The sequence below is a fragment of the Mesorhizobium sp. P2_B11 genome (assembly GCF_056404855.1).
This window is the reverse complement of sequence record NZ_JBFUDF010000007.1, coordinates 294,660-316,525: the sequence shown is the minus strand read 5'-3', so window position 1 is coordinate 316,525 and position 21,866 is coordinate 294,660. Positions and strand designations below refer to the sequence as shown.

Genomic DNA, 21,866 nt, shown 5'->3' with positions numbered 1-21,866 from the left:
GAAGGCAGGTCGGGCAGCCGGCCGACAAGACCGACGTCCACGTCTCCTCCCGGCACACCCCGTCCGGTCAACTCATTGAGATGGCAGGTCTCCTGGCTCGCGGGTCCTAGCGCCATCCTGCCTTCCCAGCCTTGCCGGCCAGTGGCTTGTCGGATTTTGCTCGCCGCTTACAGTTGCGGGGGCAGCCACGGCTTCGACCCTTGCGGATTTCACCGTGTTCCCTTTTCACCCCTGACCTTTCGGCGCGGGGACCATCACGAGGCGCAGCGTAGTTTTCCATCGGTCGCGCCGCAATGAATTTCTGTGACGGTTGCTCCACTTTGCATCGGTTGGTTATGTAATATCATAACAACTAAAGGGTATCCCGCTGCCCTGTCAAGCCGCCGCGCTGTTGCGAGCGCCGAACGTGCTGCGACCTTTTTGGCTCGCGGATCCATGCGGGTCCGCAAGACAGACGTTTCGGCGGCGGCCTGCTGAGCCGCGGCTTCGCCATCTGGTCCCAGGCTTCGGAGCGAAGCCGCCCCGTCAACAAGCCGCCTTCGTCAAGGCCGGTCGCCAAAACATCGGAAAATTTTCAGAAACCGATCGGGATTTCAGCCGCCGAAACGCCGAATGAAAGCGTGCTGGTGAAACGGGCGGACTGACTTCGATTTGCGCCAAAAACGCCCCCTCTCCCAGCCAGGATCGTTGCCGCCGTTTCGGCGACAGCCGCTTGCGCGAACATGAAAAAGTCCGCACTCTTGAGGGAGAAACAAAATGAGCACGGCTCAACCAAAAGTCCTTATTGCCGGCGCCGGTCCGACCGGCCTGACGCTTGCGCTTTGGCTCACCCGTCTCGGTGTTCCGGTCCGCCTCTTCGACAAAGACGCCGGTCCCGGCGAGACATCGCGGGCGCTGGCCGTCCAGGCCCGCACGCTGGAATTCCACCGCCAGATCGGCATCGTCGACGACGTGATCGCCGCTGGCGTGAAGATCGAACAGCTGACCGTGCACACGCCGGCCGGCATTGCCGCAAAACTGCCGCTGGCCGATTTCGGCCGCGGCATCAGCCCTTACCCGTTCGCCTTCGCCCTGCCGCAGGATGTTCACGAGCGCGTGCTGATTGCGCATCTGGAGCGCGCCGGCGTTCAGGTCGAGCGCAACACCGAGCTTGTCGCCTTCGAGGACAAGGGCAATGCGGTCGTCGCCACCTTGCGCAAGAATGGTACGGACGAGACGGTCAGCGCCGCCTATCTCGCGGGCTGCGATGGCGCCCGCAGCGCGGTGCGCCACGGGCTTAACATCGGCTTTCCCGGCGGTACTTACGAGCAGGCCTTCTATGTCGCCGACGTCGACGGCCGCGGCGACGTCACCCGCAACGGCATGGACACGGTCATCAGCGCCTATGGCTTTGCCATCGTCATGCCTGTGCGGCAGTCAGGCTCGTTGCGCCTGATCGGCATCGTGCCAAAGGCGCATGAGGCCGACGAGACGATCACCTTCGAAGCGATCCGCGCCGATGTCGAGCGCGACACCGGCGTGGCGATCGACAGGGTCAACTGGTTCTCGACCTACCGCGTCCATCACCGCGTCGCCGACCGCTTCCGCGTCGGCCGCGTCTTCCTCGCCGGCGATGCCGGCCATATCCACAGCCCGGCCGGCGGCCAGGGCATGAACACCGGCATGGGTGACGCGGTCAACCTCGCCTGGAAACTCGCCGCCGTGGTGCAGGGCCGTGCCGATCAGCGCCTGCTCGACAGCTACGAGCCGGAGCGCATCGCCTTTGCCCGCAAGCTGATCGACAGCACCGACCAAGCGTTTCGGGTCGCCACCAGCCGCTCGCGGCTGGTCGGCCTGTTCCGCCGCTATCTGATGCCGAAGGTTTTGCGCGCGGCGCTCGGCACTGCTTTTGGATCGCGCAGGTTTTTCGGGCTGATTTCGCAGACCCGCATTCAATACCGCGCAAGCGCGATCAGCAGCGGCAAGGCCGGCACGATCGAGGGCGGCGACCGCCTGCCCTATGTCCCGGCGGCGAATGGCGACAATTTCGAACCACTGCGCGCGCTCGACTGGCAGGTGCATGTCTATGGCGAGGCCAATGGCGAGTTCCGGGCGATGCTCGCATCGACCGGCATTCCGGTCCATGTCTTCGCCTGGTCGGACACTGCGGAAGCCGCCGGCCTGCAGCGCGACGGCGCCTATCTGGTGAGGCCTGACGGCCATGTCGCACTGGCTTCGCCCGTTCAGGAGGCGGCCGCCTTCCAGCGCTACCTCGCCGGACTGGCGATAAAACCAAGGCTGGCCGAGCGCGCGCCCTATCGCATCACAGGCACCATGCACAGCCTGGCCTGATTGCTTGGCGCGCCGACCTGGTCGTCGGCGCTGATCAATCCCAACCATCCCCTCTTTTCACCATCGGCTTTCGCCGTGCGCGCGCTTGCGCCGCTGTGAACCCTACTCAACCGAAAGGAAACCGACCCATGGACCCCTTCTTTGGAAATCTGCTTGTCCGCTTCAATGCCGGCTTTCTGATCCTGGCATCGGCCGGCGGGCTCGCCACCGACATTGCCGGCTCGTTCTTCGGCACCGGTGCCGAGGCTGTTCTGCTTGGCAATGCTCCGGGCACCGGCATCGGCTTCATCGAGGCGCATGGGCTGGCCCTGATCATCGGCGTGACGCTCTGGCGCATCGCCTACTCCCGCACCTGGCACGCCTTCCTGGTTGCCGTGCATGCGCTGCTTGGAACCGCGAACCTTGCGTTCTGGCAGTTCTTCATCGCCGCCGACGTGCTCGTCGTCGGCTACGTCACAACCGCGGCGCACGTCCTGTTCGTGGTTGCTCACCTGGCGGCACTGGCGGGCTCGGCCCGGCTTGCTGCTTCCCATTAGACTTTCAACATCTGGAGAAACGAAAATGCCTTTGAAATCGGTGAAGAAAATCCGCTCGCTCGCTGCCGTGATGGCCGTTGCGCTCGGCGTCGTCGAGATCGCCGGCGCCACCGTGCCGGCGCTCTCGCTGGTCGGCGAGGCGCAGGCCCGTGTCGGTGCGCCGTGGACACCGCGCAGCGCCGCCGGCGTCGCCCGCCGCACCACCGCATGGCGCGTGTTGCGCCACACCACGGCCTGGGTCGCCAGGCTGCCGGCGGGCTGCGTGCGCACCAAGGTCAACGGCTTCGACGTCTGGCGTTGCGGCGCCACCTATTATCGGACCTATCAGGGTCGCTACATCGTCGTGGTCGTTGATTGACCCGGCAGGATTTCGCCGAGGGCAAGTCTGACGCCTTCGGCGAGATGCTCGGCATCGACCTTGTTCTCGAACGGCACGCCGCGCAGCGCATAATCGACCGGCGAAAACGGATCGCCTTCCTCGATGAGGGCGATCTGCCGCCGTGCCTTCTCCATTTCGCCCAGTTGGGCATAGCAGGCCGCCAGCCTAGTGCGGATCCAGGGCGCCGGACGCGTCGCCAGTTCCAGCGCATCGGCCGCCTGCCGGTATTCCCCCATCATGTAGAGCGCCAGCGCGCGGTCGAACTGGTACCAGTGCGGGTGCAAGGGATCGATGCGGATGCCGCGCGCCAGCCAGGTCAGCGCTTCGAGCGGCCGGCCGCGCATGGTGAGCAGCATGCCCATCTGCTCGATGCAGTCGGCATCATAGGGGTTGAGCTGCAACGCGATGCGCATGTGCTGTTCGGCGGCTTCATGCTCGCGCATATAGAGCCTTATCAATGATTGCACGCGATGCCCGGTCGGCTGGTCCGGCGATAGGGCCAAGCCCTTTTCGGAAAGATCGCGCGCATTTTCCAGCACGGCTTCGCTGGCGCGACCGAATTCTCCATCCAATGCCCGCACCAGGGCGAGATAGGTATAGGCGAGGCCGTAGCCTGGATCCTTGGCGATCGCCGCCTCGAACAGAATTTCGGCACTGCGCTGGTCGGTCTGGGCCGGATCGCGCAGCATCGCAAAGCCACGCAGCAGAAGCTCGTAAGCGGCAAGGCTGGTCACCGGTTTGCGCGAGGCCTGTTCGAGGCCCGCATTGGTGACGCGGGTGACCAGGCGGCTGACGATCTGCTCGACGATCTCGCGCTCGATGGCGAACAGGCCGTCGCCTTGCGACTGGAAACGGTCGCCCCAGAGCTGGCGGGCGGTGGCGATGTCGACGAGGCTGACGGCCACCACGACATGCTCGCCCTGGCGGCGCAGCGAGCCTTCGACCAGATAGTCGGCGCCGATGCGGGCGCGAATCTCAGGCCATTCGGAACGCCCGAAGGAAGCGAAGGAAAAGCTGGAGTTCCGCGCAAGCACGGTGACCGTGCCGAAGCGGGCAACGCCATTGATGAGGTCTTCAGCGAAGCCGTCGACCATCGCCTCGTCGGCCGGATCGCCGCTTTCGTTGCGGAAGCGCACCACGGCCACGACCGGCTGCGCGCCGATCTCAGGCGGGGCTTCAGCCTCCGCGGCCAGCATGTAGCCGCGCTTGGACACAGTGCGCACCATCTCCTCGCCCAGCACCTTGCGTATCTCTCGCACCGACTGGGTGAGCGAATCCTCGGTGACGTAGACGCCCGGCCACACCACATCCATCAGTTCTGATTTCGGCACGACGCGGCCCATGTTGCGGGCGAGATGTGACAGCAGCGCGTAAGCCTTGGGGCGCAGGAACAGCGGCTCGTTGAGGCCGCGCAGCGTGCCCATGGCGAGGTCGAGCGTGAACCCGCCAAAGCGGAAAAGCTGATCGGCAGCCGTCGCTGTCATCGGGACACCCCTCCCCGGATCGTGTCGTTTCGATTCCCTCATCGACACGGCATGCTGCATTATTGCCCAGTGCGCAATTTCGATCAAACTGTCGGGCGGCGCGATGGATAGTGTCACCCCGCCGATGTGAAAAGGAGAGCCATGAACCCGACCGAGAAAGCGCTGTGGTTTGTCGAAAGCCATCTGCCGGAAGCGATCTCGCTCGACGATGTCGCGCACAGCAGCGGCGTGTCGCGCTTTCATGTGACGCGCGCCTTCGGCGCCGCCACCGGCCGTTCGGTGATGGGCTATATGCGCGCGCGCCGGCTGACCGAAGCAGCGCGTAAGCTCGCCGCCGGTGCGCCCGACATTCTCGCGGTTGCGCTCGATGCCGGCTACGCCTCGCACGAGGCCTTCACCCGTGCCTTCCGCGACCAGTTCGGCACCACGCCGGAACTGGTGCGCGCGCAGGGCAGCTTAGAAAATCTCGACCTCGTGGAGCCGATCCTGATGGACCAGTCCTTTCTCTCCTCACTGCCGCCGCCACGCTTCGAGGCTGGCCGGCCGTTCCTCATCGCCGGGCTTGGCGAGCGCTACAGCTGCGAATCCAGCGCCGCCATTCCAATGCAGTGGCAGCGCTTCGGTCCCTATATCGGCAACATTCCGAGCGAGACCGGCGACGTCGCCTATGGCGTCTGCGTCAACGGCGACGATGCCGGCAATTTCGATTACATCGCCGGCGTCGAAGTGCTGGATTTCTCCGACCTGCCGAAGGAGCTTTCCCGAGTGCGGGTGCCGGCGCAGAAATACGCCGTCTTCACCCATGCCGAGCACATCTCGACCATCCGCCGCACCGTCAACACGATCTGGAACAAATGGCTGCCGGCCTCCGGCCACGAGATCGCGGACGGCCCCGAATTCGAACGCTACGGCCCGGAGTTCGATCCGCGCAGCGGCAATGGCGGGCTGGAGATCTGGATCCCGGTTCGCGCGTGAGGCGCTAAAGCTCCAGGTTCCAGTTCTGGCCGACGAGATCCTTGCCGAAGGCATGGTGGCGCTCCTCGTCGGACAGCTTGAAGCCGGCATTTTCATAGATGTGACGGGCGGCTGTGAGGATGTCGTTGGTCCATAGCGTCAGCGTCTTGTACCCCTTGGCGCGGGCAAAGCCGATGCACTCCTCGACCAGCCGCTTGCCGATGCCGAGGCCGCGCGCCGAAGGCTCGACATAGAGCAGGCGCAGTTTTGCCACCTCGTCCGACTTGCGCACGATGAAGACCGAGCCGACCACCTCGCCTAGCCGCTCGGCGATCCAGCTGCGCTCCCATTTTGCATCGAAGGATTTGACGAAGGCGCCAAGGATTTCGGCGACCAGCGCCTCATAGGTTTCGTCCCAGCCATAGTCCTGGGCGTAGATCTGTCCCTGGCGACGCACGACCCAGCCGATGTCGCCGACCTGCAAGGGCCGCAGCATATAGGGGACTTTGGGCTCCGGGCTCTCGCCCAGGAGCTGCTGCACCGTCTGCATGGCCTTGACCAGCCGGTCCTGTTCGGCAGCGGGAAGCCGCTCCAGCAAGGCCGCGACCTGGTCGTGCGAATCCTTGTTCAGCGGCGCGAAGGCCTGCTGCCCCGCCGGCGTCAGCACGATCGACGATTGCCTTGCGTCCGACACCAGTGTCGACCTCGAAATCAGCCGCAAGTGTTCGAACTTCTTCAGGAGCCGGCTGACATAGCCGGCGTCGAGGCCGAGATCGCGAATGAGATCGGTGGCGGTCAGGCCGTCGCGATGCGCCAGTTCATAGAGCACCCGCGCCTCGGTCAGCGAGAAGGCGCTTTTCAAGAGGCCCTCGTCGAGCAGGCCGATCTGGCGGGTGTAGAAGCGGTTGAAAGCCCGCACCGCGTCGATGCGTTCCTTGCCGGGTTGATGATGGATCGTCATGGGCCAGCCTCCTGCCTCAACACGATCAATCATTTATTTGACTTAGTCAAGTATCTCCGTAACGACTGGCTGGACGCTCACGCCATCGTGTCTTGGGGAAGAGTGGTTTCGGTCAGGCGATGGCGCGGCGGCGCGCGACCAGTATGAACAGGCCAAGCATGACCACGCTGGCCGCGGCACTGGCGGCGGCGAATTCCGGCACCGGCCGAAAATCCTTGCCGTCGATCAGCAGCGATGCCGCGATCGGCCCGATGGCCAGACCGAAAAGCTGGGCAGCCGGCACCAGAAGGACAGCCGTGCGCGTCTCGTCGGCGGTGATCCCCAGCCGGATCTGATAGGGCACGATGAACAGAAGGATGAAGCCCATGATCAGAGCGGCGACCCAGAAAATCGCCAAGCCAGGGCTGCCGGCGAGCACCGCGGAACAGGCCACGGCGACCACGCCGATCGCCACGATGGCGATGCGGTAGTCGATGCGCGCCTCGAAGACAGTTGCCGTCATCGCGCCCAGGACCTGCAATGCCAGGCTGGCCGACACGATCAGGCCGACGGTGCGGCCATCGATGCCGTATTGTGCGCCGAGCGGCTCGAGAAAAGCCCAGACCGAGCCGAAGAACATGAAGTAGCAGAAGACGCACAGCAAAGCGGTGAGCGAAGGAACGGTCAGCACATTGCTGAACTGTTCCTCCTTGGGCAGGTCGGCATAGCTGTCCGGGACAATGAAGGCGACCGCCAGCGATGCGACGCAGACGACGGCAAGGACGATGAAGCCGCCCGCCGATCCGGCGGCCGGAATCACGTAAAGCGCCAGCAGCAGCGCAAGCGCGCATTGCGCCAGGGTCTGGATGGTGACGAAATAGCCGCCGATGCGCTCGGCCCGGCGTGAGCGGGCGATCAGCTCGGTGGCGACCGCCACCAGCCCACCCTCGGCGAGACCGGCCACGGCACGGGCGCCAATCAGCGACGTCGAGGTCAGCGCATAGGCGGTCGCCCAGTTCGCCAACGCAAGCAGGACCAGAAGGACCGCACTCTTCCAGCGCATATTGCGCGCGGAGAGCAGCATCGCGATGACCGCCGAGCCGATGCCGATGGCGATCATCTCCGCCGTGGCGACCAGAGCGAGTTCGTCGCCGCTGACATGTCCTTCGGTGTAGAGCGCGCCAAGCAGGACCGGCTGGAGCCCGAGAATGAGCAGGCCGACCGAACCGATCCACAATGCCGAGGCAAGCTGCGCCCCCGTCGGGTTGCCGACCAGCCAGTCACCGTTCCCGGCATCGACCTTCCCGATTGAACTCACAGGCGCCTCCCAACGTCCCTTGCCCTGCGGCAAAAAAACTGACAATCTGTCAGCATTTAGAAACTGATACTCGATCATATTCGTTTGTCAATCATTAGTGGGACTCGGCATTGGCAAGGCTGGGGATCGGATGATCTTGACGGTCGAGAGGGTGGCGGCATGAGTGAAGCAGTGAGAACGGCGACCGAACCGAGGCGCAGGCCGAAGCAGGAGCGCAGCCGCGAGCGCATCGACGCCATTCTGGCGACGACGATGCGGCTGATCGGCGAAAAGGGCATCGACGCCGTCACCATGAAGGAAGTCGGCGCGCTGGCCGGCGGGCCGATCGCCACCGTCTATCACTACTTCCCCAACAAGTCGGCGATCCTGGCGATGCTCTACGAACGCTTCTCGGAAGTGAGCCGCGCGCGCCTTGCCGTCATCGTTGCCGACATTGGCGGGCTGAGCGACGTCATCGCAGCCGCCGACCGGCTGCTCGACGATTACTATGAACGCGTTGCCGGCGACCCAGCCATCCAGGACCTGCAGAACGCCATCCAGGCCGACAAGGCGCTGCAGAATCTCGATATCGCCGAAACCCGGCGCCAGGCGGCGATGTTCTGCGATCATGTCGGGCCGTTTCTCGCGGCCGAACGGCGCCAAGAGTTCGGACGGATGGTCTTCCTGATCTTCCAGCTTGCCGGCGGCGTCGTGCGCATGGCGCTGACCCAGGACGAAACGGAAAGCCGCCATACGATCGAGGACTACCGGTCGATCATCCACACGCAGCTGCGGTTGTTCGTCTAGAGCAATTCCAGGAAAAGTGCATGCGGTTTTCCGTCCGGAATTGCGTAAAAACAAAGAGATAGAGCGGTCGCCGTTTCTGTGAAACGGTGAAACGCTCTAGCGCCCAATTCAGCCCTGTCCCGCCCGGCGGATAAGGTTTTCGAAGCCGTCAGCGAGGTTGGCGGTGCCGGCGGCGACGATCTTCGACAGATTCCTGGCGCGGCCGGGGGTCTTGTTGGCATCGAGCAGCACCGCCCTGCCCTCATGCACGACAAAGTCGAACTTGCCGTAGTCGAAGCCGAGCTTCCGACGCAGGGCGCGCAGCTCGTCGGGAACCGGAACCGGCTCGCGGCGGATGGTGTCGTCGCCCTTGACCAGACGCTGCGGCGAGACGTAGCGGGTGCAGCGCTCCCGGTCGCCGCAGAATATCCAGAACCGCGCCGCAAAGCCGTCGGGTTCGATTTCGGGAATGAATTTTTCAACAATCAGGTCGGCACGCCTGAAAATCTCCGGCGCCACATCGGCCAGCGAGGCATGGACCTCATAGCGATCGAAAGTCTGCGCGCCCGGAAAAGGCGCGGCCTTGCCGGCGCGAACGGACTTTCGATTGATCTGCTCCTCAGGCGTTCCCCAATGATTGAGGTTGCTCTTGACGATGACCTGGCCGTCCCAGCCGGCCCCCTCCTCGAGGATCGCACCGCTGATGCAGCGCTTGGAAATGTCGGTTGCACCGAGGTTGAGACAAAAGGGAAATCCGCCGGCATAGTCGACATAGTCCGGCGGCGTCACTGTCGCGTCGACGTGCAGGACGGCAATATCGGCGTCATGATTTGCCGAGGGCCCGCGCTGGATCCGCACGGAGTGGCCGCGCCGTTTCAGCTCCGCCAGGATGTCGAACAGCATGTAGGGACTGTCCTGGCGCAACAGGAGGCCGTGGCGGCTCTGGAAGGGGTCATATTCATGCGTTATGACGGCAATGCGGGCCACGACCTCTCCATGGATGCGGTAATTCGCAAGGCAACCAACAGCCTGGAAGGAAATATGTCCAGCCATTCGCAAAACCGTTCCGCATGACTGGGCATTGGGACGCAATTCGCCGCCACTGGCGGCTTCTCGGGGCGCCGCTTTGTCCGCCGCCGGAAGCCGTCGCAGCCTATGAGCGCGAACTCGGCCTGCAATCGGTCGATGTGGTGCTGCTTGGGGTTACGCCGGAACTTGCCGGTCTCGGCCGGACCATGCTCGCGGTCGACGAGTCCCCTGCCATGATAGCGGGCATCTGGCCGGGCGATACCGCTTCGCGCAGGGCGGTGATCGGCAACTGGCTGGAGCTGCCGCTAGGCGACGAAAGCGCCGGGGCAGTGATCGGTGACGGCTGCCTGTCGGCGCTGGGGTCCCCGGTCGCACGCCAGGCCCTGCTTGCCGAGATCGCGCGTGTGCTGCGGCCCGGTGCGCGGGCGGCATTGCGGACCTATGCAAGCCCTGAGGTGCCGGACGATCCGCAGGAGGTTCGGGCGCTGGCGCTTTCCGGCGGCGTTGCGACCTTCCACGAACTCAAATGGCGCATTGCCATGTCGTGTGCCGGCAGCGATCCCGACCGCGCCATTCCGGTGCGGGCGATCCTCGACGCCTTCAATGCGATGTTTGCCGACCGGGACGTCCTAGCCGCCACGACCGGATGGGCTATGCCGGTCATCGGCACGATCGACGTCTACGCGAATTCGCAGACGGTCTACAGCTTCGCCCCGGCGGCGACGCTGGTCGAAGAGGCGAGCCGGTTTTTTGACAGTGTCCGCCTCGCGCCGACAGGGATCTATGGGCTGGCTGAACGCTGTCCGCTTCTGGTGCTTGAATCGCCGCGTCGTCGGTAGGGTTTGGGCGGCGACCCGGATTTTCCACTATAGCGTGGCAGCATTGGAAAAATTTCGCGCAATTGCCCCTTCCCGCGCGCCTTGACTCTCGCAAGCCACAGGCCTATCTCACCGCCACGTTAGCACTCTCCCTTGGTGAGTGCTAACTCATGTCCGGCATCGCCGGATGGAGGAACTGTTCTCACCGTTCTCATTCGAGGAAGAAAAAATGGCAAAGTCGAAGTTCCGCCCGCTTCATGACCGCGTGGTCGTACGTCGGGTCGAATCCGAATCCAAGACCGCCGGCGGGATCATCATCCCGGATACGGCAAAGGAAAAGCCGCAGGAAGGCGAGATCATCGCTGTCGGCTCCGGCGCCCGCGACGAAGCTGGCAAGCTGGTCCCCCTGGACGTCAAGGCTGGCGACCGCATCCTGTTCGGCAAGTGGTCGGGCACCGAAGTCAAGCTCAATGGCGAAGACCTTCTGATCATGAAGGAATCCGACATTATGGGCATCATCGGCTGATTATCGGCCTCCTCATCAACTGAATTTTCGGGCTCTTCCCGAGCCCCTGCCAGGAGCTAAAAATGGCTGCTAAAGACGTAAAATTCTCCCGTGACGCCCGCGAGCGCATGCTGCGCGGCGTCAACATCCTCGCCGACGCGGTGAAGGTCACGCTCGGCCCCAAGGGCCGCAACGTCGTCATCGACAAGTCGTTCGGCGCCCCGCGCATCACCAAGGACGGCGTCACCGTCGCCAAGGAAATCGAGCTTGAAGACAAGTTCGAAAACATGGGCGCGCAGATGGTCCGCGAAGTTGCTTCGAAGACCAACGACATCGCCGGCGACGGCACCACGACCGCGACCGTTCTGGCGCAGTCGATCGTTCAGGAAGGCCACAAGGCCGTTGCCGCCGGCATGAACCCGATGGACCTGAAGCGCGGCATCGATCTGGCCGTGACCGAAGTCGTCGCGGCTCTCGGCAAGGCTGCCAAGAAGATCAAGACCTCCGAGGAAGTTGCGCAGGTCGGCACGATCTCGGCCAATGGCGACGAGTCGGTCGGCGCCATGATCGCCGAAGCGATGCAGAAGGTCGGCAATGAAGGCGTCATCACGGTTGAGGAAGCCAAGACCGCCGAGACCGAGCTGGAAGTCGTCGAAGGCATGCAGTTCGACCGCGGCTACCTCTCGCCCTACTTCGTCACCAACGCCGACAAGATGGTTGCCGAGCTCGAGGACGTCTACATCCTCCTGCACGAGAAGAAGCTCTCCAACCTCCAGGCCATGCTGCCGGTTCTCGAAGCCGTCGTGCAGACCTCCAAGCCGCTGCTCATCATCTCGGAAGACGTCGAAGGCGAGGCTCTGGCCACGCTGGTCGTCAACAAGCTGCGCGGTGGCCTGAAGATCGCCGCCGTCAAGGCGCCGGGCTTCGGTGATCGCCGCAAGGCCATGCTGGAAGACATCGCCATCCTCACCGGTGGCCAGGTCATCTCCGAAGACCTCGGCATCAAGCTCGAGAACGTCGGCCTCAACATGCTCGGCCGCGCCAAGAAGGTGTCGATCTCAAAGGAGAACACCACCATCGTCGACGGCGCCGGCAAGAAGGCCGAGATCCAGGGCCGCGTTGCCCAGATCAAGCAGCAGATCGAAGAGACCACGTCGGACTACGACAAGGAGAAGCTGCAGGAACGTCTGGCGAAGCTCGCCGGCGGCGTTGCGGTGATCCGCGTCGGCGGCGCGACGGAAGTCGAAGTCAAGGAAAAGAAGGACCGCGTCGATGACGCCCTCAACGCGACCCGCGCGGCCGTGGAAGAAGGCATCGTTGCAGGCGGCGGCGTCGCTCTGCTGCGCGCTTCGGCCAACATCAAGGCTGCCGGCGCCAATGCCGACCAGGCTGCTGGCATCAACATCGTTCGTCGTGCGCTGCAGGCTCCGGCCCGCCAGATCGCTTCGAACGCAGGTGCTGAAGCTTCGATCGTTGCTGGCAAGATCCTCGACAACAAGGGCGCGACCTACGGCTACAACGCCCAGACCGGCGAGTATGGCGACATGATCGCCATGGGCATCGTCGACCCGGTCAAGGTCGTTCGCACGGCTCTCCAGGACGCGGCTTCGGTCGCCGGCCTGCTCGTCACCACCGAAGCCATGATCGCGGAGGCTCCGAAGAAGGAGTCGGCTGGCGGCGGCATGCCTGGCGGCATGGGCGGCGGCGGCATGGGCGGCATGGGCGGCATGGATTTCTAATCCAAGCTACCATCCTTCACATACAGAAAGGGCGCCGAAAGGCGCCCTTTTTGTTTCAGGTCGAGCCGTCAGGCCTCAGGCGGTTGCATCGACGTGCCGCCGCGTTTCTCCTCCAGCCGGCAGGGCGGCCTCGATCAGCGCGGCGACCTCGTCGGCCACCGCCAATAGCGGGGCGCGGTCGCGGGTGGCGCGGGCGATCACCATCAGCCCTTCCAGCGACGATTCGACCAGCAGCGCCAGGGCATGCGCGCGGCGCTCGGGCACCCCTGCCCTGACGAAAGCCTGTCGCAGCAGACCGATCCATTGTTCGAAGGCCGACCGGCAGAGTTCCGCCAGTTCCGGTACGTCGGTAGGTGAATCCAGCACGACGGGCGCAATCGGACAGCCCAGCGAAAACTGGTTGTCCTCCAGCATGCGCCCGACCGACTGATAGATGTGGTGGACGGCGACCGCCGGGTCGCTCTCGGCGGCGAGCGCCTCGCCCAGCCTTTTCGTCACGTCGGCGACGCTGTCGCGCGTCACCTCGATGACCAGCTGGTCCTTGCCACCGGGAAAATGGAAGTAGAGCGAGCCGCGCGGTGCAGCACTGGCGCTCAAGATGTCGTTGAGCGAAGTGCCGTGATAGCCGCGCTGCCTGAGCAGCAGCGCCGTCGTCTCGAGTATGCGGGTGCGGGTATCGTTTGCCATGTCAGCCTCTGTCAGGAGTGGCCATTATAGGCCTTGCAGAAAATATGACAACCGGTCTACATAATATGTAGATCAGTCTACATACTTTGAGGAGAGCGATATGCGCAGCTACCGTCTCGAAGGGTCTGGCGGGGCCGAATCCCTGGCGATGCGCGACGAGGCGCGGCCAGAACCAAAACCGCATGAGATTGTGATCCGCGTTCGCGCCACCTCGCTCAACCGCCGCGACACGATGATCCTTGGCGGTACATATCCGCTGCCGCCGCGCCAAGGCATCGTGCCGCTGAGCGACGGCGCTGGTGAGGTCGTCTCGATTGGCGATCAGGTCAGCCGCTTTGCCGTCGGCGACCGCGTCACCGGCAGCTACTTCGCCCGCTGGATCGATGGCCGCATCAATGCCGGGCTGATCGACCAGCTCGGCTGCACGCTGGACGGCATGCTGTCCGAATATGCCGTGCTCGACGAGCAATGGGCGGTGCGGTTGCCCGATCATCTGAGCTGGCATGAGGCGGCGACGCTGACCTGCGCCGGCGTGACGGCCTGGAACGCAGTGACGGGTCCCGGAATTCTCAAACCCGGTCAATGGGTTCTGGTCATCGGTTCGGGTGGCGTTGCGCTGTTTGCGATGCAGTTCGCCAAGCTCGCAGGCTGCCGCGTCGTGGCTGTCACGTCGCGCGCCGAGAAGGCCGACAGGTTGCGAGCGCTGGGCGCCGACCTGGTTGTCTCCAGCACCGACACGCCGGAATGGGGCGGCTGGGTACGTGAACAGACGGGCGGCATCGACCTCGTCGTTGAAACCGGCGGCCCGGTCACCTTCGCGCAGTCGCTGATCGCCAGCACGCTTTACGGGCACATCGTGCTGCTGACGCTGCAGGACGCCAAAGGCAGATCGATCGAGATGCCGGCAGCGCTTTATCAGCGCAGCCTCGTCACCATCAGCCGCCTGTTCGTCGGCAGCCGCAGCAATCTCGAGACGATGCTGCGCGCCGTCTCGCAGCATCGCCTGAAGCCCGTCATCGACAAGGTCCTCCCCTTTGCCGAGGCCGCTGAAGCCTACCGCTATTTCCAGCAAGGCGACGTGTTCGGGAAGGTCGTCATAGAAGGGCCTGACCCGTTTGCCCGCTCATCATTGTCAACCCCAAACGAAGGAGAACGACCATGACAATCCGTGAAGCTTTCGCAGAATGGCAAGGGACACTGAAGGAAGGCGCGGGCCGACTGCGGCTCGGCAGCGGCGTCTTTGAAGGCGCCTATTCCTTTCCGTCGCGCTTTGAAAACGGCCCGGGCACCAACCCGGAAGAGCTGATAGCGGCGGCCCATGCCGGCTGCTTCTCAATGGCGCTGACCTTCATCCTCGGCCAGGACGGCCATGTTGCCCGCAGCATTCGCACCGTCGCCAAGGTCCATCTCGGTGCGACCGCGGCCGGGCCGACGATCACCCGCATCGATCTCGAAACGCTAGCCGACATCCCGGGCCTCGAACCTGCCGAATTCCAGCGCATGGCGGAGACGGCGAAGACGACCTGCCTCGTCTCTCGCGCTTTGGCCGGCGTTGCGACCATCGCGCTCAAGGCCGAGCTCGTCGCCACCACTGCCACGGCAAAATGAAACCAGGAGATGTGAGATGAGCCACAACAGCATCACGACCATTCAGCCGGACGACCGCTCCAGGCAGACGGCCGAAATCATGCGGCGTTTCAACGATGTGTTCCAGTTGCACGATCCATCGGCGCTCGGCGACCTGGTCGCCGAGGACTGCGTCATCGAAAATACGGTGCCGGCGCCGGACGGCGCTCGCCATGCCGGCAAAGAGGCATGCGTTGCCCTGTGGTCGGCGATCGCCACCCAGCCCGACACGCGCTTCGACCTCGAGGAAACGTTTGTCGCCGGCGAACGGGCAACCATCCGCTGGCGCTATTTCATGGCCGGCGGCAACTCCATCCGCGGCGTCAATCTGATGCGCGTCGCGGATGGGCGGATCGTCGAGGCGATGGGCTACGTGAAGGGATAGCGCCGCGCCGCATCTTTCCTACCGGTCAGCCAGCGCCAGCTTGGCGCCAAGCATGACGAAGGCGCCGGCGAAGGTGCGGCGCATCCAGGTCAGCACCATCGGCCGCGACACGACGTGGCTGCGGATCGAGGCGGCAAAGATGCCGTAGCCGACGAACACGACGAAGGTCAAAAGCATGAAGACGCTCGAGAGTTCGAGCATCTTGGCGAAAGCGTTCGGTTCGGTGGTGCTGACGAATTGCGGCAGGAAGGCAAAGAAGAAGATCGACAGCTTTGGGTTGAGGATGTTGATCAGAATGCCGGAGGTGATGACCTTGGCGGCTGAACGGGGTGCTGCGTTTTCGTCGACGCTCAAACCGCCCTTCTCCTTCAGCGTGTTCCACGCCATGTACAGGAGATAGGCAACGCCGAGATATTTCAGGGTCTCGAAGGCGACAGCGCTGGTGTGCAGCAGCGCCGCCAGGCCGGTGATGGCGGCCGCCATATGCGGGATGATGCCGAGCGTGCAGCCGAAAGCGGCAATGATCGAGGCGCGCACCCCGCGCGAAAGCCCGGCGCTCAGCGTATAGAGAACGCCGGTGCCGGGCGAAGCCACGACGATTAGCGACGTCAACAGGAATTCGATGCTCATGGATCCTCCAACGCCCTGCCCGGCTGGAAGCTATCGGGTGGCGTGAGGCGAGGCAAGCGGGGCGATCGGCTAGATCGTCGGCATCCCGTGCGCCTTGCGCGCCATCAGGCAATCATCGCCGCCGGGCATGCAGGCGCGGCAGACGTCGGGGCGGATCTCATAAATGCTGCAAGCTGTGTGCTTGCCGATCTCGCCGGTCAGCGCCGTACAGCGCACGCCCTCGCAACGCATGCCGGACAGGTCGGCCGCCACGAATTCTTCCGGAATCCGGTCGAGCTGCGCATCGTCTTCCATCGAGAAGCGTGGCCATTCGGCCGAATAGGAACAGCAGGCGCCGCAGCTCTGGCAGTCGAAAACCGGCTCAGCGCCCTCGTCCGGTGACGAAACGTCCCTGGCGGCCAAAGCGGCCAGCCCAGCGAGATTGCGATCGGCCGGGTGCGGCAAGGCGCTATTTCTTCTTGCCTGCCTTGCGCGATGGCGTGGCGGCTGGCGCTTCGAACAGATCGGTCGCGGACGGTTCAGCAGCCTTCGGCGCGGCAGCGGGCTTGGCAGGTTTTGCAGCGGCAGCCGGCGCTGCCGGCTGGTCCTTGGCGGAAAACTTTATGGCCATGTCAGTCCTCGTCGGAAAAACGCGATGATGGTGCGCGCGGATTGCGCAAGCGGCCGATCAGCGCCGAGACCGCCGTGATGTTCATTTCCTCGGGCGACCAGTTCCTGGCTTCCGCAATATGGTGCGCCGCCAGTTCGCGATGGGTGCTGCCGCTATAGGCGGCGTCCTGGTAGGTCACCCGCTCCAAGGTCTTTTTGTCCTCGCGGACATATTCGATCAGGTAGTTCGGGGCTTCGGCGCGCCCGCGCACGCCGACGCGCACCTGGGCATCGCCATGCGCGCGCTTGCAGCGCTCGAGCTTTTCCAGCACGCGGCGGACATATTCGACCGGCTTGTCCAGGCCTTCGACCATCGACGCAATCGTCGAATCGGCATCGATCGGTGTAGGCGGTACGCGCTTGGTGGCCATCAACGTTTGCCTGCCCGCTTCGGCGAAGCCGCAAGTGCCGCGGCCGCTGCCATCTCGTCGGCTTCCTTTTCCTTGCGCAGTTCGCGCAAGCGCGCGGTCTTGGCTTCCCGTGCCTCGCTGACGGCATCACGCTCGGACAGAATGCGGTTGAGCGACATCGACTGGGTCTGCGTCTTGCTGAACAGCGAGCCGGCCTGTTCGGCGGTCTTCGATTGAGTGGTCAAAAACGTTCTCCTGTCGGGAGCCTGGTGCCGATAGAGCGAGACCGGTCGTTGGTCACGACCAAAGCAATACGGCATCGGGGCAATATGGGCGGTTCAGATTGCTGGAGCGTCCCTTAGCACGTTCCGGCCGGCGTGCAGCGCACTTTTAGCGGCATGACACGCAAAATGAAAAAGGCCAGGCACCGCCTGACCTTCCATGGAAGCGCCGCGCATCCAGCTGGATGCGCAAGGCACTCTTCTCAGCCTGTCATCGGTGCCAGTACATCCGTGGTCACCGGAAGGCTGAATTTCTTGATCAGGCCGCCTTCAACTGGTCGGCGGACATCTTGCCCGACTTGTTGTCGCGGGTCATCTCGTAGCCGAGCTTCTGACCCTCGACGATGTCACGCATGCCGGCGCGCTCTACGGCCGAGATGTGGACGAAAACGTCGGCGGAGCCGTCGTCAGGCTGAATAAAACCAAAACCTTTGGTGGCGTTGAACCATTTCACTGTGCCGGTGGCCATGAAGAACCCTTTCCCTGGCAAATATTCGTTCACCATTGTGCGACTGCACAACAGCGTTTGTCTCGATTTTTGATGGGGAAGTTCGTCAAAGGCGCGCATGCTGTGCGCGGATAACAAAAGTCGGTCAAACAAATATCGACATATGTCTTGTAGACTTCTTTTGGCACCGAGTCAATTTCTGGTTTTCCTGCAGCCAGAATTCAACCTGGAGATGCTGAAGGATGGCGCCTCAACTGGCGAGCCGGCGCAGCGTGAGGCAGGCGTAAAAAAATGTAGAAGGCCGGAACCAATCCCAAGCCGGCGCATTATTATGGTGTCAGCAGTACAGAGAGCAATCTCAGAATGCTGGGAACAGGACGCCTCCCGCACATTAAACGGTGCGAGAGGCGTTCTTTTGTGTGCGGATTATCTCTTTGTTTGACGCAATTTCCTGGGAAAACCGCTCACACTTTTCCTGGTATTGCTCTGGCGGCCTACAGCATCGCGCTGATCATCGGCAGGATCTCGTAGTGGAAACCGCGGCCCGAACTCGACACCGGATCGCCGTCGGTCACCGCCCTCGCCTCGGCTTCGCTGCCGGCACGCAGGATCAGCAGACCCCATGGTCCAGCCGGGTCGGCGACCGGGCCGGCCAAAATCATGGTGCCTTCGCGCAGCTTGCCTCTGAGATAGTCGGCATGCCGGCCCATCAACTCCCGCTCTTCCTCCGTCATGGTGAAGGCAAAGTCCGGCCGAGGCGGGATCAGCCGGCAGTGGAAGATTTTGGGCGCTTTGGTCTCTGCCACGCCGTCATTGTTGGCCATCGGTTATACCCCGAAATGCTGTCCTATTCGTCCGGGCCGGGCTCCGGCCACGTCTCCTTCGCCGCTTCCGCATACCAGTGTCGCATCGCTGGCGTTGCCAGCACCGCGTCGACATAGGCGCGTGTATCCGGCGCCAGTTCGCCGCCATAGGTGTCGAAGCGGGTGACGACCGGCACGTACATTGCATCTGCCGCGGTGAAATGGCCGAACAGGAACGGGCCGCCCTTGCCATATTGTTCCCGGCACTGGCGCCAGATCACCTCGATGCGAGCCCGCTGCAGTTCGCCTTCGGCGTCGAGCGGCTTGTGCCCCTTTGGCCGGCGCAGATTCATCGGCCAGCCATAGCGCACCTCGCGAAAGCCGGAATGCATCTCGGTCGCCACCGACCGCGCCAAGGCGCGAGCGCCGATATCATCGGGCCAGAGTTTTTTCTCGGGAAACAGGTCGGCCAGATATTCAAGGATGGCAAGGGTTTCCCAGACAATCCTGCCATTGTGATTCAACACCGGCACCAGGCCGGTCGGCGACACTTTGGCTAGGTTGGCAAAAGTGTCTGGCGTGCGCAGGCGCACAAACCCTTCCTCGAACGGTATCTCCAGATGCTTCATCGCCACCCATGGCCTCAGCGACCAGGACGAAAAGCATTTGTTGGCGATGATGAGCGTGAATTCGGCCAAGACGGTCTCCCAAAATTTTCGCAACACTAGCCATTCGATATCATGGCGGCAAAGCGCTTCGGCGACCAGATAAGCGACCAATGCGACGATGATTTGCGTTCTCATCGGAACCTAAGCCAGCCGGCTCCGTTTGCCTCTGGCGAAATGAAATCCCAGGAGATGCAAAGATGGTGAACAAGGATCAGGTTGCTGGCGTAGCCAAGCAGGTCAAGGGCTCGATCAAGGAGGCGGCCGGCAAGGCGACCGGCAACAGTCAGACCCAAGCCGAAGGCACGGCCGACAAGATCGCCGGCAAAGTGCAGAAGGGCTATGGCGACGTGAAGGACAAGATAAAGAAAGCGCTCTGACCCGTTCATGGTTTTTGCAGGCAATGAAGAAGGCGGCTCAAGGCCGCCTTTTTCGTGGGAGGTGTCAGAAGGTCAGTTTCTTGCTGAAGGCGTTGGTGAACTTTACCTCGCCATGATCGCCGGTGGCCTCGCCCAGCACCACATCCATGGCCTCGCCGGTTACCCTGGCCAGCGCGAAGCCACCCATATAGGCGGCCTTGGGTTTGAACAGGTCGAGGCCATCGCTGTTGTAGATCATCGGCACTTCGTGCTGGTGGCCGTGGAAGATGGCGATGACGTTGTAGCCCTTCAGCGCCCCCAGCAGCGCCTGCCGGTCGGCCTCGCTCCACCAATGTGGCGGGCCTGAGCCCTCATCGTCATAGGTGCGCTTTGCCGGGTCCCAGCGCTCGACCGAAAAAGTATCCCAACCATAGTGCTGGAAAAGGATGACGGGACGGCCGTCCGCGGCGTAGGTCGCCAGATCCTGCTTCAGCCATGGCAGGCTGCTCACCGCGCCGTGGCCGGTGTCGCCGGCAAATCGATGCGTCTGGACGAGATGCAGGCCGCCCCAGTCCCAGGAGTAGCAGTCGGTGTCGACATCGTATTCGGTGGCCGGCACCGGTGGCTTGAAGAACACGCCGGGGCGGTGGTTGACCTCGACATAGTCGCGCAATTCACGCCGGTACCAGTCGACATGCGGCGGCGAGCCGTTCTGGTCGAGATCATGATTGCCGAGCCCGACATAGACCGGCATGTGCACACGGTCCTGGCCGACGCCCTGTTGATAGCGCTGGCTGAACTGCAAAAGCTGCGTGCCTTCGCTGGGCTCGGTGATCTGGCCGCCGCCATCGTCGGTGATGTCGCCGCCGACGACAAGGCCGAGCGGCGCGCCGATGCGGCCGCCGGCCGAACGCAGGCCAGTGGCAACGCCGCCGATCTCGGCCGGCCATTGCCGGTCGGCCAAGCCATTGAGGGCCGCGACGTTGCGCAACAGGGCGGCGTCGGTCTTGCCTTCCTGCAGGCAATTGGGGCTCAAGCCGCTCGCCATGCGACAGGCGTGAACGTCGGCGATGAAGAGGAAAGTGGCGTCGATGGGCTGGATGCGCTTTCCGGTCTGGCCAAAGGCGGCGCGCGGCAGCAGGCCAGCCGTGGCAAGGCCGGCTGCCTGTGCGAGGAAATTGCGCCTGGTCGAGATGCGATTCATGGCCTGAGTTTCAGCACAGCCGATGCCCCGCCGTCCAGTTGCCACGATTGGCAATCAATAGTGCACCATAGTTCCGGCATTTCTTGCTAATATTGGCGCATGGCAGACTGAGCAGAGGGGGAAGCATGAAAACCGCATCGATCGGTATGATTGTGGTTGTGTTGTTGTCGGCAAGTGCGGCGCATGCCGCCGATTGCGTCGACGCGAAATCCGCCAAAGCCGGCTTCGTGCTGGAAATGCCCGGCGTCCGCAGCGAGTTTCGGCCGGTGGCCGGCGACATGGTCTCCGTCACCAACGCCTACGAATCGCAATCGCCGCAGACGCAATACCTGTTCCGCGGCCTGGTCGAAGTGCTTCGCGACAGCGATACCGGCCGGGTGGCCTCGATCCCGTTTTCGGATCTGCGAAAACTGTTTCCGCTGAAGACCGGGGCAAAAAGCACGATTGAATTCGTCGAGCTGTCGCCGAGCAGACAGCCGAAGAGCACCAAGACATTGAGCCTGGTCGTCAAGGGCAAGGAGACGTTCAGTGTCGGCGGCTGCAAATACAATGTTCTGGCCGTCACGGAGACTTTCAAGAACGGCGCCGGCGAGACGCTGGACACATTCACCGCGCTCTATGCGCCCGACCTGCAAGCCGCCCTCGCCCGGCGCTACGACGAAGGCACCAGCTCGGAATCGGTGAACGGTTACGAGACGATCAAACCGCTGGCGGAGTAGCCAGTCAGTCCGTTGAGGCGAGGTTTACTGTGGCAATAGAATACCGCGAGCCATGGTATGAGGTTCAGGATGACAAGCTGAGAGCTGCCCTGCAGCGCCAGTATCAGTTGGAGATTTCGTCGCTGCATCCGCTGTGGGGTCGAAAAGGATTCGTCATTGGACAAAACAGGGCTGCCGATGACGTTCTGGTACGTCTGACGGATGGCTGTTTCGCAATCGTACATCTGGTTTGGTCTGCCGGACCAGGTGACGCGATCTATCCG

At 63.3% G+C, this 21,866-nt stretch carries 27 protein-coding genes and 1 riboswitch; of the genes, 13 read left to right on the top strand and 14 right to left on the bottom strand.

What is annotated here, in order from left to right:
- Positions 1-65: 65 nt before the first annotated feature.
- Positions 66-271, bottom strand: a riboswitch (cobalamin riboswitch).
- Between the two features lie 485 nt (positions 272-756).
- The 3 genes from AC1DYJ_RS24440 (at position 757) to AC1DYJ_RS24430 (ending at position 3,225) form a co-directional block, all read left to right on the top strand.
- On the top strand, positions 757-2,331 hold the full coding sequence (locus AC1DYJ_RS24440) for an FAD-dependent monooxygenase (protein ID WP_477426278.1): 1,575 nt from the start codon (positions 757-759) through the stop codon (positions 2,329-2,331).
- A 128-nt stretch (positions 2,332-2,459) separates the two neighbouring features.
- Positions 2,460-2,867, top strand: coding sequence for a hypothetical protein (locus tag AC1DYJ_RS24435; protein ID WP_112622985.1), 408 nt, complete (start codon positions 2,460-2,462; stop codon positions 2,865-2,867).
- 25 nt (positions 2,868-2,892) lie between these two features.
- Positions 2,893-3,225: a hypothetical protein gene (locus tag AC1DYJ_RS24430; protein WP_477282300.1), complete on the top strand. Its 333-nt coding sequence runs from the start codon at positions 2,893-2,895 to the stop codon at positions 3,223-3,225.
- Here AC1DYJ_RS24430 and AC1DYJ_RS24425 read toward each other — a convergent pair.
- The gene (locus tag AC1DYJ_RS24425; protein WP_477282298.1) at positions 3,201-4,730 is read right to left on the bottom strand and encodes a winged helix-turn-helix domain-containing tetratricopeptide repeat protein; all 1,530 of its coding nucleotides are present in this window, start codon (positions 4,728-4,730) and stop codon (positions 3,201-3,203) included. The genes AC1DYJ_RS24430 and AC1DYJ_RS24425 overlap by 25 nt on opposite strands.
- Positions 4,731-4,871: 141 nt before the next feature.
- On the opposite strand from AC1DYJ_RS24425, the gene AC1DYJ_RS24420 reads away from it, so the two are divergent.
- Positions 4,872-5,705 (top strand): AraC family transcriptional regulator, encoded by an 834-nt coding sequence (locus AC1DYJ_RS24420; RefSeq protein WP_477282296.1) that lies wholly within the window; start codon positions 4,872-4,874, stop codon positions 5,703-5,705.
- Between the two features lie 4 nt (positions 5,706-5,709).
- Here the strand turns inward: AC1DYJ_RS24420 and AC1DYJ_RS24415 are convergent, their stop codons facing one another.
- Positions 5,710-6,645, bottom strand: coding sequence for a bifunctional helix-turn-helix transcriptional regulator/GNAT family N-acetyltransferase (locus AC1DYJ_RS24415; RefSeq protein WP_477282294.1), 936 nt, complete (start codon positions 6,643-6,645; stop codon positions 5,710-5,712).
- A gap of 112 nt (positions 6,646-6,757) precedes the next feature.
- Positions 6,758-7,942, bottom strand: coding sequence for an MFS transporter (locus AC1DYJ_RS24410; protein ID WP_477282292.1), 1,185 nt, complete (start codon positions 7,940-7,942; stop codon positions 6,758-6,760).
- A gap of 159 nt (positions 7,943-8,101) precedes the next feature.
- Here AC1DYJ_RS24410 and AC1DYJ_RS24405 point away from each other — a divergent pair, with 159 nt between their 5' ends.
- Positions 8,102-8,728, top strand: a complete 627-nt coding sequence (locus AC1DYJ_RS24405) for a TetR/AcrR family transcriptional regulator (protein WP_477282290.1) — start codon at positions 8,102-8,104, stop codon at positions 8,726-8,728.
- A gap of 108 nt (positions 8,729-8,836) precedes the next feature.
- On the opposite strand, the gene AC1DYJ_RS24400 is transcribed toward AC1DYJ_RS24405, so the two are convergent.
- A complete protein-coding gene (locus AC1DYJ_RS24400; RefSeq protein ID WP_477282288.1) occupies positions 8,837-9,694 on the bottom strand; it encodes a hypothetical protein in 858 nt (285 codons plus the stop codon).
- 83 nt (positions 9,695-9,777) lie between these two features.
- On the opposite strand from AC1DYJ_RS24400, the gene AC1DYJ_RS24395 reads away from it, so the two are divergent.
- From AC1DYJ_RS24395 to groL, 3 genes are all read left to right on the top strand, one after another.
- Positions 9,778-10,575 carry a class I SAM-dependent methyltransferase gene (locus AC1DYJ_RS24395; RefSeq protein ID WP_477282286.1) on the top strand — a complete coding sequence of 266 codons (798 nt, stop codon included), beginning with the start codon at positions 9,778-9,780 and terminating at the stop codon, positions 10,573-10,575.
- A 208-nt stretch (positions 10,576-10,783) separates the two neighbouring features.
- A complete protein-coding gene (gene groES / locus AC1DYJ_RS24390) occupies positions 10,784-11,080 on the top strand; it encodes a co-chaperone GroES (protein WP_006203049.1) in 297 nt (98 codons plus the stop codon).
- 62 nt (positions 11,081-11,142) lie between these two features.
- On the top strand, positions 11,143-12,798 hold the full coding sequence (groL, locus tag AC1DYJ_RS24385) for a chaperonin GroEL (RefSeq protein ID WP_112564873.1): 1,656 nt from the start codon (positions 11,143-11,145) through the stop codon (positions 12,796-12,798).
- Positions 12,799-12,873: 75 nt separating this feature from the next.
- Here groL and AC1DYJ_RS24380 read toward each other — a convergent pair whose 3' ends face one another.
- Complete coding sequence (locus AC1DYJ_RS24380) at positions 12,874-13,485, bottom strand: TetR/AcrR family transcriptional regulator (protein WP_477282284.1); 612 nt, start codon at positions 13,483-13,485, stop codon at positions 12,874-12,876.
- A 100-nt stretch (positions 13,486-13,585) separates the two neighbouring features.
- Here AC1DYJ_RS24380 and AC1DYJ_RS24375 point away from each other — a divergent pair, with 100 nt between their 5' ends.
- From AC1DYJ_RS24375 to AC1DYJ_RS24365, 3 genes are read left to right on the top strand one after another with little or no spacing between them, the layout of a single operon-like run.
- Positions 13,586-14,647, top strand: a complete 1,062-nt coding sequence (locus tag AC1DYJ_RS24375) for a zinc-dependent alcohol dehydrogenase family protein (RefSeq protein ID WP_477282282.1) — start codon at positions 13,586-13,588, stop codon at positions 14,645-14,647.
- On the top strand, positions 14,644-15,093 hold the full coding sequence (locus tag AC1DYJ_RS24370) for an OsmC family peroxiredoxin (RefSeq protein WP_477282280.1): 450 nt from the start codon (positions 14,644-14,646) through the stop codon (positions 15,091-15,093). Before AC1DYJ_RS24375 ends, AC1DYJ_RS24370 begins: the two co-directional genes overlap by 4 nt.
- A gap of 16 nt (positions 15,094-15,109) precedes the next feature.
- Positions 15,110-15,496: a nuclear transport factor 2 family protein gene (locus AC1DYJ_RS24365; protein ID WP_477282278.1), complete on the top strand. Its 387-nt coding sequence runs from the start codon at positions 15,110-15,112 to the stop codon at positions 15,494-15,496.
- An 18-nt stretch (positions 15,497-15,514) separates the two neighbouring features.
- Here the strand turns inward: AC1DYJ_RS24365 and AC1DYJ_RS24360 are convergent, their stop codons facing one another.
- The 8 genes from AC1DYJ_RS24360 to AC1DYJ_RS24325 all read right to left on the bottom strand — a co-directional run bounded on the left by AC1DYJ_RS24360 (position 15,515) and on the right by AC1DYJ_RS24325 (position 19,354).
- Positions 15,515-16,126: a LysE family translocator gene (locus AC1DYJ_RS24360; RefSeq protein WP_477282276.1), complete on the bottom strand. Its 612-nt coding sequence runs from the start codon at positions 16,124-16,126 to the stop codon at positions 15,515-15,517.
- A gap of 69 nt (positions 16,127-16,195) precedes the next feature.
- Positions 16,196-16,528 (bottom strand): YkgJ family cysteine cluster protein, encoded by a 333-nt coding sequence (locus AC1DYJ_RS24355; protein ID WP_477282641.1) that lies wholly within the window; start codon positions 16,526-16,528, stop codon positions 16,196-16,198.
- 46 nt (positions 16,529-16,574) lie between these two features.
- Positions 16,575-16,736, bottom strand: coding sequence for a hypothetical protein (locus AC1DYJ_RS24350; RefSeq protein WP_455859720.1), 162 nt, complete (start codon positions 16,734-16,736; stop codon positions 16,575-16,577).
- A gap of 1 nt (position 16,737) precedes the next feature.
- Complete coding sequence (locus AC1DYJ_RS24345) at positions 16,738-17,145, bottom strand: hypothetical protein (protein ID WP_192252739.1); 408 nt, start codon at positions 17,143-17,145, stop codon at positions 16,738-16,740.
- Positions 17,145-17,369: a hypothetical protein gene (locus AC1DYJ_RS24340; RefSeq protein ID WP_477282274.1), complete on the bottom strand. Its 225-nt coding sequence runs from the start codon at positions 17,367-17,369 to the stop codon at positions 17,145-17,147. Before AC1DYJ_RS24340 ends, AC1DYJ_RS24345 begins: the two co-directional genes overlap by 1 nt.
- 295 nt (positions 17,370-17,664) lie before the next feature.
- On the bottom strand, positions 17,665-17,874 hold the full coding sequence (locus tag AC1DYJ_RS24335; protein WP_023671502.1) for a cold-shock protein: 210 nt from the start codon (positions 17,872-17,874) through the stop codon (positions 17,665-17,667).
- A 473-nt stretch (positions 17,875-18,347) separates the two neighbouring features.
- A complete protein-coding gene (locus tag AC1DYJ_RS24330; protein ID WP_477282273.1) occupies positions 18,348-18,677 on the bottom strand; it encodes a YciI family protein in 330 nt (109 codons plus the stop codon).
- Between the two features lie 23 nt (positions 18,678-18,700).
- Positions 18,701-19,354: a glutathione S-transferase family protein gene (locus AC1DYJ_RS24325; protein WP_477282639.1), complete on the bottom strand. Its 654-nt coding sequence runs from the start codon at positions 19,352-19,354 to the stop codon at positions 18,701-18,703.
- A gap of 167 nt (positions 19,355-19,521) precedes the next feature.
- Between AC1DYJ_RS24325 and AC1DYJ_RS24320 the strand changes: the two genes are divergently transcribed.
- Positions 19,522-19,701 carry a CsbD family protein gene (locus AC1DYJ_RS24320; RefSeq protein ID WP_477282271.1) on the top strand — a complete coding sequence of 60 codons (180 nt, stop codon included), beginning with the start codon at positions 19,522-19,524 and terminating at the stop codon, positions 19,699-19,701.
- Positions 19,702-19,765: 64 nt separating this feature from the next.
- Here the strand turns inward: AC1DYJ_RS24320 and AC1DYJ_RS24315 are convergent, their stop codons facing one another.
- Positions 19,766-20,884, bottom strand: a complete 1,119-nt coding sequence (locus tag AC1DYJ_RS24315) for a metallophosphoesterase (RefSeq protein ID WP_477282269.1) — start codon at positions 20,882-20,884, stop codon at positions 19,766-19,768.
- 125 nt (positions 20,885-21,009) lie between these two features.
- Between AC1DYJ_RS24315 and AC1DYJ_RS24310 the strand changes: the two genes are divergently transcribed.
- Positions 21,010-21,603 (top strand): hypothetical protein, encoded by a 594-nt coding sequence (locus AC1DYJ_RS24310; RefSeq protein WP_477282267.1) that lies wholly within the window; start codon positions 21,010-21,012, stop codon positions 21,601-21,603.
- The last annotated feature ends 263 nt before the right edge of the window (positions 21,604-21,866 follow it).